Annotated in this window: 12 protein-coding genes; 6 read left to right on the plus strand and 6 right to left on the minus strand. The window is 69.0% G+C overall.

The genetic code is table 11. The features are described 5' to 3' along the window. Window positions 1-12 precede the first annotated feature (12 nt). From murJ to trxA, 6 genes are all read left to right on the plus strand, one after another. Window positions 13-2,340, plus strand: coding sequence for a murein biosynthesis integral membrane protein MurJ (gene murJ / locus OIE49_RS18245; protein ID WP_326803247.1), 2,328 nt, complete (start codon window positions 13-15; stop codon window positions 2,338-2,340). 116 nt (window positions 2,341-2,456) lie between these two features. After that, the gene (locus OIE49_RS18250; protein ID WP_326803248.1) at window positions 2,457-4,178 is read left to right on the plus strand and encodes a protein kinase family protein; all 1,722 of its coding nucleotides are present in this window, start codon (window positions 2,457-2,459) and stop codon (window positions 4,176-4,178) included. Window positions 4,179-4,204: 26 nt separating this feature from the next. Further along, a complete protein-coding gene (gene sigM, locus OIE49_RS18255) occupies window positions 4,205-4,945 on the plus strand; it encodes an RNA polymerase sigma factor SigM (RefSeq protein ID WP_326803249.1) in 741 nt (246 codons plus the stop codon). Next, window positions 4,942-5,817 carry a hypothetical protein gene (locus tag OIE49_RS18260; protein WP_326803250.1) on the plus strand — a complete coding sequence of 292 codons (876 nt, stop codon included), beginning with the start codon at window positions 4,942-4,944 and terminating at the stop codon, window positions 5,815-5,817. The genes sigM and OIE49_RS18260 overlap by 4 nt, the downstream gene beginning before the upstream one ends. Before the next feature lie 179 nt (window positions 5,818-5,996). Beyond that, the gene (gene trxB / locus OIE49_RS18265; RefSeq protein WP_326803251.1) at window positions 5,997-6,968 is read left to right on the plus strand and encodes a thioredoxin-disulfide reductase; all 972 of its coding nucleotides are present in this window, start codon (window positions 5,997-5,999) and stop codon (window positions 6,966-6,968) included. A 41-nt stretch (window positions 6,969-7,009) separates the two neighbouring features. Further along, on the plus strand, window positions 7,010-7,342 hold the full coding sequence (trxA, locus tag OIE49_RS18270) for a thioredoxin (protein ID WP_326803252.1): 333 nt from the start codon (window positions 7,010-7,012) through the stop codon (window positions 7,340-7,342). A gap of 112 nt (window positions 7,343-7,454) precedes the next feature. On the opposite strand, the gene OIE49_RS18275 is transcribed toward trxA, so the two are convergent. From OIE49_RS18275 to yidC, 6 genes are all read right to left on the minus strand, one after another. Continuing rightward, window positions 7,455-8,072 (minus strand): GNAT family N-acetyltransferase, encoded by a 618-nt coding sequence (locus OIE49_RS18275; RefSeq protein ID WP_100570524.1) that lies wholly within the window; start codon window positions 8,070-8,072, stop codon window positions 7,455-7,457. Between the two features lie 322 nt (window positions 8,073-8,394). Continuing rightward, a complete protein-coding gene (locus OIE49_RS18280; protein WP_326803253.1) occupies window positions 8,395-9,510 on the minus strand; it encodes a ParB/RepB/Spo0J family partition protein in 1,116 nt (371 codons plus the stop codon). Beyond that, window positions 9,507-10,580 carry a ParA family protein gene (locus OIE49_RS18285; protein WP_326806262.1) on the minus strand — a complete coding sequence of 358 codons (1,074 nt, stop codon included), beginning with the start codon at window positions 10,578-10,580 and terminating at the stop codon, window positions 9,507-9,509. The genes OIE49_RS18280 and OIE49_RS18285 overlap by 4 nt, the downstream gene beginning before the upstream one ends. Window positions 10,581-10,832: 252 nt before the next feature. Next, window positions 10,833-11,549: a 16S rRNA (guanine(527)-N(7))-methyltransferase RsmG gene (rsmG, locus tag OIE49_RS18290; protein WP_100570527.1), complete on the minus strand. Its 717-nt coding sequence runs from the start codon at window positions 11,547-11,549 to the stop codon at window positions 10,833-10,835. 116 nt (window positions 11,550-11,665) lie between these two features. Further along, window positions 11,666-12,178 carry a Jag family protein gene (locus tag OIE49_RS18295; RefSeq protein WP_100570528.1) on the minus strand — a complete coding sequence of 171 codons (513 nt, stop codon included), beginning with the start codon at window positions 12,176-12,178 and terminating at the stop codon, window positions 11,666-11,668. Window positions 12,179-12,193: 15 nt separating this feature from the next. Further along, entirely contained in the window at window positions 12,194-13,468 is a 1,275-nt protein-coding gene (gene yidC, locus OIE49_RS18300) for a membrane protein insertase YidC (protein ID WP_326803254.1), read from the minus strand. Window positions 13,469-13,471 lie beyond the last annotated feature (3 nt).

Here is a 13,471-nt window from a genome sequence, read left to right on the forward strand (position 1 = left end):
GGTGGGGTAAGCATGAACGCGCCGTACGACGGTGACCGCGGCCAGGCCGTGGGCGGCTCGGGCCACCCCGACGCGCCGCCGCCCGGACACGGCCAGACGCCGCCGGAGCCCCCCGCGGACATGTACCTCCAGGACGCCTACGACGACGACCCCTACCGGGCGCAGGATCTCACCGCCCAGGACCCGGTCGGCGAGGCGCTGTACGACCGCGCCGCGCATCCTCCGCCGCCCCCGGGCCCGAACGGGCCGCAGCAGCCGCTCTACGGCCGCCCCACGCAGTCGCCCCACGCCCCCGACCCGCGCGTGTGGGCGCAGACCCCGCCGCCGGAGCCGTCGGGCACCACGCAGTACCTGCCGCACGGCGAGGATCCCCGGACCACCGAGTTCGTCGGCGTCGACGACCTGGTCAGCCACTCCGGCGAGGACCACCACGAGCCGGACGCCTTCGCCCACCTCTTCCGCGACCAGCAGCAGGGCGGTCCGGACACGCGTCAGGGCGGCTACGGCCACCAGGGCCCGGGACAGCACGGCTACCGGCCACCGCAGGACATGGGCGGACGCCCGCGGATGGCGGTCCCCTCGGTTCCCGGTCCCGCCCCGGCCCCGGCCGCCGGTCAGGGACCGATGGGGCCGTACGCGCCCGCACCGGCCGTCGCCGAAGCCCCTGCCCCGGCGGCCGAGCCCGCCCCCGCTCCGGCGGCGAAGAAGGGCGGGAAGGCCTCGGGACTGCTGCAGTCGAGCGCCGTCATGGCAGCGGGCACGATGGTCTCCCGGCTCACCGGGTTCATCCGCTCGGCGATGATCGTGGCCGCGCTGGGCACGGCCCTGCTCGGCGACACCTTCCAGGTGGCCTACCAGCTGCCGACGATGATCTACATCCTGACCGTCGGCGGCGGCCTGAACTCCGTGTTCGTCCCGCAGCTCGTCCGCGCCATGAAGGAGGACGACGACGGGGGCGAGGCGTTCGCCAACCGGCTGCTCACCCTGGTGATGGTCGCGCTCGGCGCGCTCACCGCCCTCACGATGTTCGCGGCGCCGCTGCTGGTCCGGATGCTCTCCAACTCGGTCTCCGGCAATCCGGCGGCCAACGAGGTCGGCATCACCTTCACCCGGTACTTCCTGCCCTCGATCTTCTTCATGGGCGTCCACGTGGTGATGGGGCAGATCCTCAACGCCCGGGGCAGATTCGGCGCCATGATGTGGACGCCGGTCCTGAACAACATCGTCATCATCTTCACGCTCGGCACGTTCCTGTGGGTCTACGGCACGTCCGCGAACTCCCACATGACCGTCACGAACATCCCGCCGGAAGGCCAGCGCCTGCTCGGCGTCGGCGTGCTCCTCGGCCTCGTCGTGCAGTCACTCGCGATGATCCCGTACCTGCGCGAGACCGGGTTCAGGCTCCGCCTGCGCTTCGACTGGAAGGGGCACGGTCTCGGCAAGGCCGCGATGCTGGCCAAGTGGACCGTCCTCTTCGTCCTCGCCAACCAGGCGGGCGCCCTGGTGGTCACTCAGCTGGCCACCTCCGCGGTCGCCAGCACGCACATCGACGGCACCGGCTTCAGCGCCTATGCCAACGCCCAGCTGATCTGGGGCCTGCCCCAGGCCATCATCACGGTCTCGCTGATGGCGGCCCTGCTGCCCCGCCTCTCACGCTCGGCCGCCGAGAACGACACCGGCGCCGTCCGCGACGACGTCTCGCAGGGTCTGCGCACGACGGCGGTCGCCATCGTGCCCATCTCCTTCGGGTTCCTCGCCCTGGGCATCCCCATGTGCACGCTGATCTTCGGCTCCTCGGGAACCGCGGCCGCCACCAACATGGGCTACATGCTGATGGCCTTCGGACTCGGCCTGATCCCGTACTCCGTGCAGTACGTCGTCCTGCGCGCCTTCTACGCCTACGAGGACACCCGCACGCCCTTCTACAACACGGTGATCGTGGCCGCGGTCAACGCGGGTGCCTCGCTCCTGTGTTACTTCCTGCTTCCGGCCCGCTGGTCCGTGGCCGGCATGGCGGCCGTGTACGGTCTCGCATACGCGATCGGCGTCGGTGTCGCCTGGCGCCGGCTGCGACAGCGGCTGGGCGGCGACCTCGACGGTTCGCGTGTCCTGCGGACGTACGCGCGGCTGGGCATCGCCTCGGTGCCGGCGGCACTGATCAGCGGCGCGGCCTGCTACGGCATCGGCCACACGCTGGGCCAGGGCGTCTTCGGGTCGTTCGTCGCGCTGCTGGCCGGTGGCGCACTGCTGCTCGGGGTCTTCTTCGTCGCCGCCCGCCGGATGCGCATCGAGGAAATCAACGGGCTCGTGGGTATGGTCCGCGGGCGCCTGGGGCGTTGAGTCGGGGGTAGGCGCACAACCATCGTCCGCAGCTGTGTGTCGTGCATAGCGCCGGACTGTGGGCACAATTGGATTCGGCGTCGGACAGCGCGATGGATGGGGAGGCAGGAGCGACGGTGGCGGAACGGATCACGGCTGCCGTCGACGTGGCAGACAACAGCGGCGAGCAGCCGCTGACCGCCAAGGCGGACCAGTCCACGTCCGACGGGGTGGCCCAGCACCGGGAGCGGGGCACGGACAACGAAGAGGCGCAGGGGAGCGACGGGACGGAGAGTTCCGGGAGGAAGACCTCACCACCCGATCTTCACAGCGGTCACAAGCTGGCCGGACGCTACCGCCTCGAGGAGTGCGTCACCCGTCTGGACGGATTCAGCAGTTGGCGAGCCGTCGACGAGAAACTCCGTCGCGCCGTCGGGGTGCACATCCTGCCGGCGGACCACACGCGAGCGCGGTCCGTGCTGGCCGCGGCCCGCTCCTCCGCCCTGCTCGGCGACCCCCGCTTCGTGCAGGTCCTCGACGCCGTCGAGGAGGACGACCTCGTCTACGTCGTCCACGAGTGGCTGCCGGACGCGACGGAGCTGACCACGCTTCTGGCCTCGGGCCCTCTGGGGCCGCACGACGCCTACCAGTTGGTCAGCCAGATCGCGTCCGCCATGGCCGCCGCGCACCGCGAGGGCCTGGCCCATCTGCGACTGAACCCCAACGCCGTACTGCGCACCTCCACCGGTCAGTGGCGGGTCCGCGGTCTCGCCGTGAACGCGGCGCTGCGCGGCATCAGTTCCGACACCCCGCAGCGCACGGACACCGAGGCGATCGGCGCACTGCTGTACGCGGCGCTCACCCAGCGCTGGCCGTACGAGAGCGACGCCTACGGCATGTCCGGCCTGCCCAAGGACATCGGTCTCATCCCCCCCGACCAGGTGCGCGCGGGCGTCCACCGCGGCCTGTCCGAACTCGCCATGCGCGCCCTCGTCAACGACGGCGCCACCGCCTCCCGCCACGAGTCGGCGTGCACCACCCCGGAGGAACTGGTCAAGGCGATCGGCGAGATGCCGCGCGTCCGGCCGCCGGAGCCGACGTTCACCGCGCCGCCGGAGTACCAGGGCACCTCCTACCAGCAGGGCGCGTACGGCCGTCCGGCTCCGCGCCCCGGGGTCACCCAGCCGGTCCCGACCCCGCCGCCCCCGCTGCAGAGCCGCACCGGCAAGGCCCTGAAGTGGGCCGTCTCGGCCCTCCTCATCGCTGCCCTGGGCCTGGGCAGCTGGCAGCTCGCGGACGCCCTGCTGGGCCAGGGCGGCAAGTCCGACGACACCCAGACGCAGACTCAGGACGACACCGACAAGAAGGACACGAAGCCGAAGCCGGCCCAGCCGCTCAAGATCTACGGCGCGCAGGAGTACGTCGCGAAGGGTGATGCCCAGCACCCCGCCGATGTCGGCAAGACATACGACGGGGACAGCTCGACGTACTGGCGCACCTCCAGCTACAAGGAGGGGCCGGACTTGAACCCGGTCTTCAAGCCCGGTGTCGGCATCGTCTACGACCTCGGTTCGGCGCAGGAGGTCTCCTCCGCGTCCATAGCGCTCCTGTACGGCAATGACCACACGACCGTCACGTTGTACGGCACGGACTCGATGAGTTCGTCGGTGCCGATCACCTCGATGACGAAGCTGGGCTCCGTGACGACGACCGGCACCACCGCAGAGGTGAAGGTGGTCAAGCCGGTGAAGACCCAGTACGTGCTGGTGTGGTTCACCGCTCTGCCGTACGCCCCAGGTGACGCGTACAGCAACCCGGGATACAAGCAGGCTGTGACGGACCTCAAGTTCACCGGCTGAGTACGGACGCGAGGGGGAGGCATCCTGTGGCGGACGGCACCATATATGGCGACGTAAGCGATCAGGACCTCCTGGCCCGTCATGTGGAGGGCGACCACGAGGCCTTCGGTGAGCTGGTGCGCCGTCACCGTGACCGGCTCTGGGCGGTCGCCCTGCGCACGCTGGGCGACCGTGAGGAGGCCGCTGACGCCGTGCAGGACGCGCTCGTCTCCGCCTACCGGGCCGCCGGCACCTTCCGCGGCCAGTCGGCCGTCACGACCTGGCTGCACCGGATCACGGTGAACGCCTGCCTGGACCGGGTCCGCAAGGCCGCCTCCCGCAAGACCTCCCCTGTGAACGACACCGAGCGCCTGGAGCAGTTGCTGGAGCCGCACGAGTCGGCCTCGGCGCCTGCCGAGAGGAACGACGTGCAGCGGCAGCTCGTCGAGGCGCTGGGCACTCTCCCGCCGGATCAGCGGGCCGCCCTGGTGCTCGTGGACATGCAGGGCTATCCGGTGGCCGAGGCCGCCCGCATCCTCGAGGTGCCGAGCGGGACGGTGAAGAGCCGTTGCGCCCGGGGCAGAGCGAGACTCCTGCCGCTACTCACCCATCTGCGCCCGAGGCGCACGCGTGAGGAGAAAGAATCGGGCGCGGGACGGAACCGGGCGCAGGGGACATCCGTCCCACCGAAGACGGATCCTGAAGGCACGCGCCCCGAGGGCAGAGACGCGCAGGGCGAAGGATCAGGCGATTCAGCTGCTGTGAAGGGCGGAGGTGGGCGAGCGTGACATCCACGACAGACGCGGCCGGGCACCCGGACGTCACGGAGATCTCCGACCTCACCGAGGGCCTCCTCGCCCCCGCCCGGGCCGACGACCTCCAACGGCATCTGGACGAGTGCGCGTTGTGCGCCGACGTCCACGCGTCGCTGACGGAGATCCGTGGTCTGCTCGGCGCCCTGCCGGATGTGTCCGCCATGCCGGCCGACGTGGCGGCCCGAATCGACGCGGTCCTCACAGTCGAGGCCTCAGTGGCGGGGCCTCCACTCGCAGGTGGCGCGCGTGTTTCACGTGAAACATCGGCCGTGGACCGTCCCTCCGGCCGTCCTCGCGCCGCCAGCACCGGCCCGGGTCGTAGGACAGGGACCCGCCGGGGACGCCGCAGGGTCGCCGTTCTCGGCTCCGTCGTCGCCCTCGCCGCCCTGGGGGTGACATCCGTGGTTCTGGCGACGCTCCACGACGACAAGCCATCCGACACTACGGCGCACGATCGTCCGAGCGCGTCCGCGGACACCTTCTCCGCGAGCACCCTCAAGAGCGAGGTCGCCGATCTCCTCGCCCAGGAGCAGCCGCCGCGCAGAGACGCCCACACACCCCATGACTTCGGGGTGGAATCCGCTGCCGGTACCGACAGGCCCAAACTGCTGAAGAGCCCGCCGCCGACCGTCCCCTCGTGCGTACGGCAGGGCATCAACGACAGCGGCGTCCCGCTCGCCGCCCGGGCGGGCACCTATGACGGCAAGGACGCCTATCTCGTCGTGCTGCCCGATGCCTCCGGCGACAGCAGCCGCGTCACGGCCTATCTGGTCGATGCGACCTGTGTCCGCCACCAAGCGGTCACGGCCAAGGTGTTGCTGTCGCGCTCCTACGCGCGTTCCTGAGCCCGCACGCTCGGTCCTCGCGCCGCGTGGCACCGCATGACATCCCGTGCGCTGTCGCTCCACCGTGTGCCCCGGCACACCGGGAATGCCTGCCCCTTAGGATCCGTTGGGTGGGGTGAGAGCTATGAGAGAGGCTCCCCCCGGCCGTAGGACACAGTCCAGAGACGAGGAATCAAGCCGTGAGCGATGTCCGTAACGTGATCATCATCGGCTCCGGGCCCGCCGGCTACACGGCGGCGCTCTACACCGCGCGCGCGTCGCTGAAGCCGCTGGTTTTCGAGGGTGCGGTCACCGCGGGTGGTGCCCTGATGAACACCACCGACGTGGAGAACTTCCCCGGCTTCCGTGACGGGATCATGGGCCCCGAGCTCATGGACAACATGCGTGCGCAGGCCGAGCGTTTCGGCGCCGAGCTCATCCCGGACGACGTGGTCTCCGTCGACCTGAGCGGTGAGATCAAGACCGTCACGGACACCTCGGGCACGGTGCACCAGGCGAAGGCCGTCATCGTCACCACCGGCTCGCAGCACCGCAAGCTCGGCCTGCCGAACGAGGACACGCTCTCCGGCCGCGGCGTCTCCTGGTGTGCCACCTGCGACGGCTTCTTCTTCAGGGAGCAGGACATCGCCGTGATCGGTGGCGGTGACACCGCCATGGAGGAGGCGACCTTCCTCTCCCGGTTCGCCAAGTCCGTCACCGTCGTCCACCGCCGGGACACCCTGCGCGCCTCCAAGGCGATGCAGGAGCGCGCCTTCGCCGACCCGAAGATCAAGTTCGTCTGGGACAGCGAGGTCGCGGAGATCCAGGGCGACCAGAAGCTCTCCGGACTGAAGCTGCGCAACATCAAGACCGGCGAGCTGTCGGACCTGCCGGTGACCGGTCTGTTCATCGCCATCGGCCACGACCCGCGCACGGAGCTCTTCAAGGGCCAGCTGGACCTGGACGAGGAGGGCTACCTGAAGGTCGACTCGCCGTCCACCCGCACCAACCTGACCGGTGTCTTCGGCGCCGGCGACGTGGTCGACCACACCTACCGCCAGGCAATCACCGCGGCCGGCACCGGCTGCTCCGCCGCCCTCGACGCCGAGCGCTTCCTCGCGGCTCTCGCGGACAACGATCAGAAGGCCGAGCCCGAGAAGTCCACCGTCTGAGCCCCCACCACCCCACCGCACGACCAATTAAGGAGCCCGCTGTGGCCGGCACCCTGAAGAACGTGACCGACGACTCCTTCGAGCAGGACGTCCTGAAGAGCGACAAGCCCGTCCTGGTGGACTTCTGGGCCGCCTGGTGCGGTCCCTGCCGCCAGATCGCTCCGTCCCTCGAGGCGATCGCCGCCGAGTACGGCGACAAGATCGAGGTCGTCAAGCTCAACATCGACGAGAACCCGGGCACCGCCGCCAAGTACGGGGTCATGTCCATTCCGACCCTGAACGTCTACCGGAACGGCGAGGTCGCCAAGACCATCGTGGGGGCGAAGCCCAAGGCCGCGATCGTCCGCGATCTCGAGGACTTCGTCGCCGAGTAAGCATGGCGGGGCCGCCGAGACGGCGGCGATGTTTCACGTGAAACACGAATGGGCCAACCCTGAGGGGTTGGCCCATTCGCATGTCGCAGTTCGTCTGTGGCATGCAGCTCGCTTACAGCGGCCTCAGCGCCGGTTCCTTCTGCACCGCTCCCAGAAGCCGGTCGATCGCCATCTCCACGTCTTCCTTCCAGGACAGCGTCGACCGCAACTCCAGCCGAAGCCGCGGATGGGCTGGATGGTGCCGGACCGTTTTGAACCCCACGGCCAGCAGATGGTCGGCGGGGAGCACGCAGGCGGGCTCCTTCCAGCGGGCGTCCCCGAATGCCTCAATGGCCTTGAAGCCCCGCCGCAGCAGATCCTTCGCAACCGTCTGGACCATGACACGACCCAGCCCCTGCCCCTGGTAGCCCGGCATGATGAACGCGGTCATCAGCTGCACGGCGTCCGGAGAGACGGGGCTCGTGGGAAAGGCCGTGGAACGAGGGACATAGGCGGGGGGAGCGTAGAGCACGAAACCCACGGGCACGTCGTCGACGTAGACGACCCGACCGCAGGATCCCCAGTCCAGCAGGACGGCGGAGATCCACGCTTCCTTTTCCGCCGTGACCGTGCCGGCCTTCAGCGCTGCCTCACCACTGACGGGGTCCAGCTCCCAGAAGACACACGCACGGCAGCGCTGGGGGAGGTCTTGAAGGTTGTCCAGCGTGAGCGGTACGAGCCGACGGCCCATGAAGGCTGTTCCTCGCTTCCTTCGCCCGCGGCGCCACGCGCGGCTGTCAGAGCGCTGCGTTCCTTGAGGAGGCTGCCAACGAATCCGCCGACCGCACCCAGCCCCAAGACCGCGCCGAGCATTCCGGTGCGGCTCACCGTTCGCATGCCCTGCCTCCCTCTAGAGGTACCGCCGGGTGGATGCGTCATACCCGAACGCATCGTATCGACGATGCGATTGCATCGATACCGCCTGAAAGCAAAGAGCGGGCCGTGTTCCGGTACACACCGGACACGACCCGCCTGTGCCGAGCGATCGAGCGGAAACCATCCAGCGGACGGGCTCAGCCCTCCGTCTCCTCCTCCGGCTCTTCGCCGTCCAGAAGACTCTGCTGCATGACCGGGCCCTCGCCCGGAGCCAGCGTGCCGAGGATGCGCTCCAGGTCCTCCATGGAGGCGAACTCGACGGTGATCTTGCCCTTCTTCTGCCCCAGGTCGACCTTCACCCGCGTCTCAAAACGGTCGGACAGACGCGTCGCGAGGTCGGACAGGGCCGGGGAGACCCGACCTCCGGCACGCGGCCCCTTGGACCGAGGGGCCGCCGTCGGCCGCGACCCCATCAAGGTCACGATCTCCTCGACCGCCCGCACCGACAGTCCCTCGGCGACGATCCGATGGGCAAGCCGGTCCTGCTCCTCCGAGTCCTCGACGGAGAGCAGCGCCCGCGCATGTCCCGCCGAAAGAACTCCGGCGGCGACCCGGCGCTGCACGGCCGGCGAGAGCTTCAGCAGACGCAGGGTGTTGGAGACCTGCGGGCGGGACCGGCCGATCCGGTCCGCCAGCTGGTCGTGCGTGCAGTTGAAGTCCCTCAGCAGCTGGTCGTAGGCGGCTGCCTCTTCCAGCGGGTTCAGCTGGGCCCGGTGCAGGTTCTCCAGCAGGGCGTCCAGGAGAAGCTTCTCGTCATCCGTCGCGCGCACGATCGCCGGGATGGCCGCGAGCCCTGCCTCACGGCAGGCCCGCCAGCGCCGCTCACCCATGATGAGCTCATAGCGCGCCGGGCCGAGCTGCCGGACGACGACGGGCTGGAGAAGCCCGACCTCCTGGATGGAGGTGACGAGCTCGGCCAGCGCGTCCTCGTCGAAGACCTCACGCGGCTGGCGCGGATTGGGCGTGATGGCGTCGAGGGGGATCTCGGCGAAGTGGGCGCCCATCACCGACGCGGTCACCTCAGCCGAGCTGCTCGCCTGCGGCTGCACTGTTTCACGTGAAACAGAGGGCAGCGTGGTCACCTTCGCCGCCACCCCCCGGTCACCGCGGTCACCCGTCAGCACCGGGACAGCCGAGGACGACGCGGAGCCCGCGCCTCCTGCCGTCGCCGGAGCCGGCGGCTTCTCCCCGGTCGGGGCAGCGGGGATCAGCGCGCCGAGACCGCGACCCAACCCCCTCCGTCGCTCACTCACTGAATCCCCTCCACCATGTTCGGATCACCCTGTGCGCTGACGTGGGCGTGCGTGGCGTCGTAGCTGACACCGACGCCCCTCAGCGCGATTTCTCGTGCCGCCTCCAGATAGGAGAGGGCACCGCTTGACCCTGGATCGTAAGTCAGCACCGTCTGCCCGTAGCTCGGCGCCTCGGAGATACGGACCGAGCGAGGAATGCTCGTCCGCAGCACCTCCTCACCGAAGTGGCTGCGCACCTCTTCCGCGACCTGGGACGCCAGGCGCGTCCGGCCGTCGTACATGGTGAGCAGGATGGTCGACACATGCAGGGTGGGGTTCAGATGCCCCCGGACCAGGTCGACGTTGCGGAGCAGCTGCCCCAGGCCCTCCAGCGCGTAGTACTCGCACTGAATCGGGATGAGAACCTCCTGGCCGGCGACGAGCGCGTTGACCGTCAGCAGGCCGAGCGAGGGCGGGCAGTCGATGAGGATGTAGTCCAGCGGCTGCTCGTAGGCCTGGATCGCCCGCTCAAGCCGGCTCTCCCGCGCCACCAGGGACACCAGCTCGATCTCCGCACCGGCGAGATCGATCGTGGCAGGGGCGCAGAAGAGACCCTCGACATCGGGGACGGGCTGGACGACCTCGGCCAGCGGCCTGCTCTCCACCAGGACGTCGTAGATGGAGGGGACGTCGGCGTGATGGTCGATGCCCAGCGCCGTGGAGGCATTGCCCTGCGGGTCGAGGTCGACCACCAGGACACGGGCACCGTGCAGAGCCAGCGAGGCGGCAAGGTTGACGGTCGTCGTCGTCTTGCCCACGCCACCCTTCTGGTTGGCCACCACCATGACTCGGGTCTGTTCGGGCTGGGGCAGACCCTCGCCGGCGCGGCCCAGAGCCTCGACCGCCAGTTGGGCAGCACGACCGATGGGAGTGTCGTCCATCGGGGGCGGCGTTTCACGTGAAACATCCTCCCCCATCGATTCGGTACGGGGACCGGGGACCGGATCGGTCATCGGTCCCGCAATGTTGGCGTCGGACCGCAAGGATTCACTCTCCTCGACTTCAGGCTCGCAATGCACAGAGCCTCCCATGCCTTCGGGGTCGTGAACCAGTGAGGCCTGACGTTCTGTGGAGAAATCCACCTCTGTGGACAACCCTGATCCCTGTCCGAGTGCACCGAGAGGCTTGCGGTCGCGAGGTTTGGCCGCAGCGCGACCACGGTCGATGATGCCGTGCAGCAGTGAGCGACGTTTCACGTGAAACACGATGCACAGCGGCCGAGGCCGGACTGTCGCGACACTCCGGCATGCGGAGGTTTGGCAGCTTGTGTGGAGTACGACCGGCTATCGGCGCCGTCGTGTCCGACCCGTCCGCGCCGCCTTCGCCCGCTTGGCCGCGAAGCGCACGCCACCCGGGCTCTCCCCGACCTCGACCCGCACGACGGTGGAGCACGGATCCACGACGCCCTCACCCACATGCAGGATGGACGTCTCCACCGCGCCGAGCTTGCTCAGCGCAGTGGCCGCGCTCTTCAGCTCCTCCTCGGCGGTGTCCCCCTTGAGGGCCAGCATCTCCCCGTAGGGACGCAGCAGCGGGATGCCCCACGTCGCCAGGCGGTCCAGCGGCGCCACCGCGCGAGCGGTGACCACGTGGACCGGCGGAAGCTGGCCCATCACTTCCTCGGCACGGCCCCGGACAACGGTGACGTGGTCGAGACCCAGCAGCTCCACGACCTCGGTGAGAAAGTTGGTGCGCCGCAGCAGCGGCTCCAGCAGCGTGATCTTCAGGTCCTCGCGGACCAGGGCCAGGGGAATGCCCGGCAGACCGGCGCCCGAGCCCACGTCGCACACCGTCACGCCCTCGGGAACCACCTCCGAGAGCACGGCACAGTTCAGCAGATGCCGCTCCCACAGACGGGGTACCTCACGCGGGCCGATCAGCCCTCGCTGCACTCCTGCCTCGGCCAGCAGCTCGGCGTACCGGACCGCATCCGTGAAGCGATCACCAAATACGTCACGTGCCTGCTCGGGCGCAGGGGGGAGCTCCGCTTCCGCCGTCACGGGGACCGTCCTTCCGTACCGCATCGGCGCTCTCGGCGCCGACCATCAGAACTACCAGGCTGACAAAGTACGGCCCCGCCTGCGCAACAGACGGGGCCGGTGGAACGTGGGACCGCTCAGGCGGGAAGCACGACGACGAAGCGCTGCGGCTCCTCGCCCTCCGACTCGCTGCGCAGGCCGGCGGCCTTGACCGCGTCGTGCACGACCTTGCGCTCGAACGGAGTCATCGGCTGCATCTTCACCGGCTCGCCACTGCTCTTGGCCTCGGCGGCGGCCTTCGCGCCCAGCTCGGACAGCTCGGTCCGCTTCTTGGCGCGGTAGCCCGCGATGTCCAGCATCAGACGGCTGCGGTCGCCGGTCTCCCGGTGCACGGCCAGGCGCGTGAGCTCCTGCAGTGCCTCCAGCACCTCGCCGTCCCGGCCGACCAGCTTCTGCAGGTCGCGACCGCTGCTGTCACTGATGATCGAGACAGAGGCGCGGTCGGCCTCGACATCCATGTCGATGTCACCGTCGAGGTCGGCGATGTCCAGTAGACCCTCGAGGTAGTCCGCCGCGATCTCGCCCTCCTGCTCCAGGCGGGTCAGGGCGTCCGCGCCCTCGGCAGCGGCGGAGGTGGTGCCTTCCGTCACGGGATGGGCTCCTTCTTACTTCTTGGACGGGGACTTGGGCCGCTGCGGACCCTTGCGCTGTCCGGACTGGGCCTTGCTGCGGGTGCCGTTGCCGGGCTTCGAGGCGGCGTTCTTGCCGGCCGCGGCCGGAGCGTCCTCCGGCTCGTCGGACTTGGTCAGCGACAGGGACTCCGTCGCCTCCTCGGCCGGCTTCGTGCCGCCCGACTGACGCTGCGCCTTGCTCTGCCGCTTGGGCTGCTGGCGCCGGGGAGCGGTGGCGGTGGCGGTCGTACCGTCCTCGGCCTGCGCGACGGCGGCGCTGTCGCCCATCATCACGGAGCCGTCCGACTGGGCCGCGAGACCCGCCTTGTTCAGACCGTTGATGAACTTGCGCTCGAACTCGTTGCGGTCACGACCCTTGACCACGATCGCCTTGACGATGGCCTTCTCCCGCCGGTTGCGGGTCTTGCCATGGTGCGAGACGTGCTTGAAGAGCCGCTCCAGATAGGCGGCCTGGGCCTTGGAACCCGGGGTGGGGTTGTTGTGGATGACGTACATCTGCTGGCCCATGGTCCACACGTTGGTGGTCAGCCAGTAGACGAGGACACCGACGGGGAAGTTGATGCCGAAGATGGCGAACATGACCGGGAAGACGTACATCAGCATCTTCTGCTGCTGCATGAACGGCGTCTTCACCGTCGTGTCGACGTTCTTCGTCATCAGCTGGCGCTGCGTGTAGAACTGCGACGCCGACATCAGGATGATCATGACTGCGGTCACCACGCGGACGTCGGTCAGCGTGGCGCCGAGCGCGGTGACCTTGTCGGTGCTGTCCATGAACTTCGCAGCGAGCGGCGCCCCCACGATGTGCGCCTTACGGGCACTGGCCAGCAGCTGATCGTCGATGACGCCGATCGTCTTGCCCGTCGCGATGCCGTTGAGCACGTGGTACAGGGCGAAGAAGAACGGCGACTGCGCCAGGATGGGAAGGCACGAGGAGAGCGGGTTGGTACCCGACTCCTTGTACAGCTTCATCATCTCTTCGGACTGACGCTGCTTGTCGTTCTTGTAGCGCTCCTGGATCTTCTTCATCTCGGGCTGGAGCGTCTGCATGGCCCGGGTCGCCTTGATCTGCTTCACGAAGAGCGGAATCAGGCAGATGCGGATCAGAATCACCAAGGACACGATGGACAGGCCCCAGGCCCACCCGGTGTCAGGGCCGAAGATCGTGCCGTACACCGTGTGGAACTGGACGATGACCCAGGAAACGGGTGTCGTGATGAAGCTGAAGAGGCTGGCAATCGTGTCCACTAA

The organism is Streptomyces sp. NBC_01788, assembly GCF_035917575.1.
Classification (GTDB): Bacteria; Actinomycetota; Actinomycetes; order Streptomycetales; family Streptomycetaceae; genus Streptomyces.

Coding starts and splice junctions, on each gene's coding strand:
- murJ (WP_326803247.1), top strand. CDS start 13: ATGAACGCGCCGTACGACGGTGACCGCGGCCAGGCCGTGGGCGGCTCG.
- OIE49_RS18275 (WP_100570524.1), bottom strand. CDS start 8,072: ATGGGCCGTCGGCTCGTACCGCTCACGCTGGACAACCTTCAAGACCTC.
- OIE49_RS18285 (WP_326806262.1), bottom strand. CDS start 10,580: ATGGGAGGCTCTGTGCATTGCGAGCCTGAAGTCGAGGAGAGTGAATCC.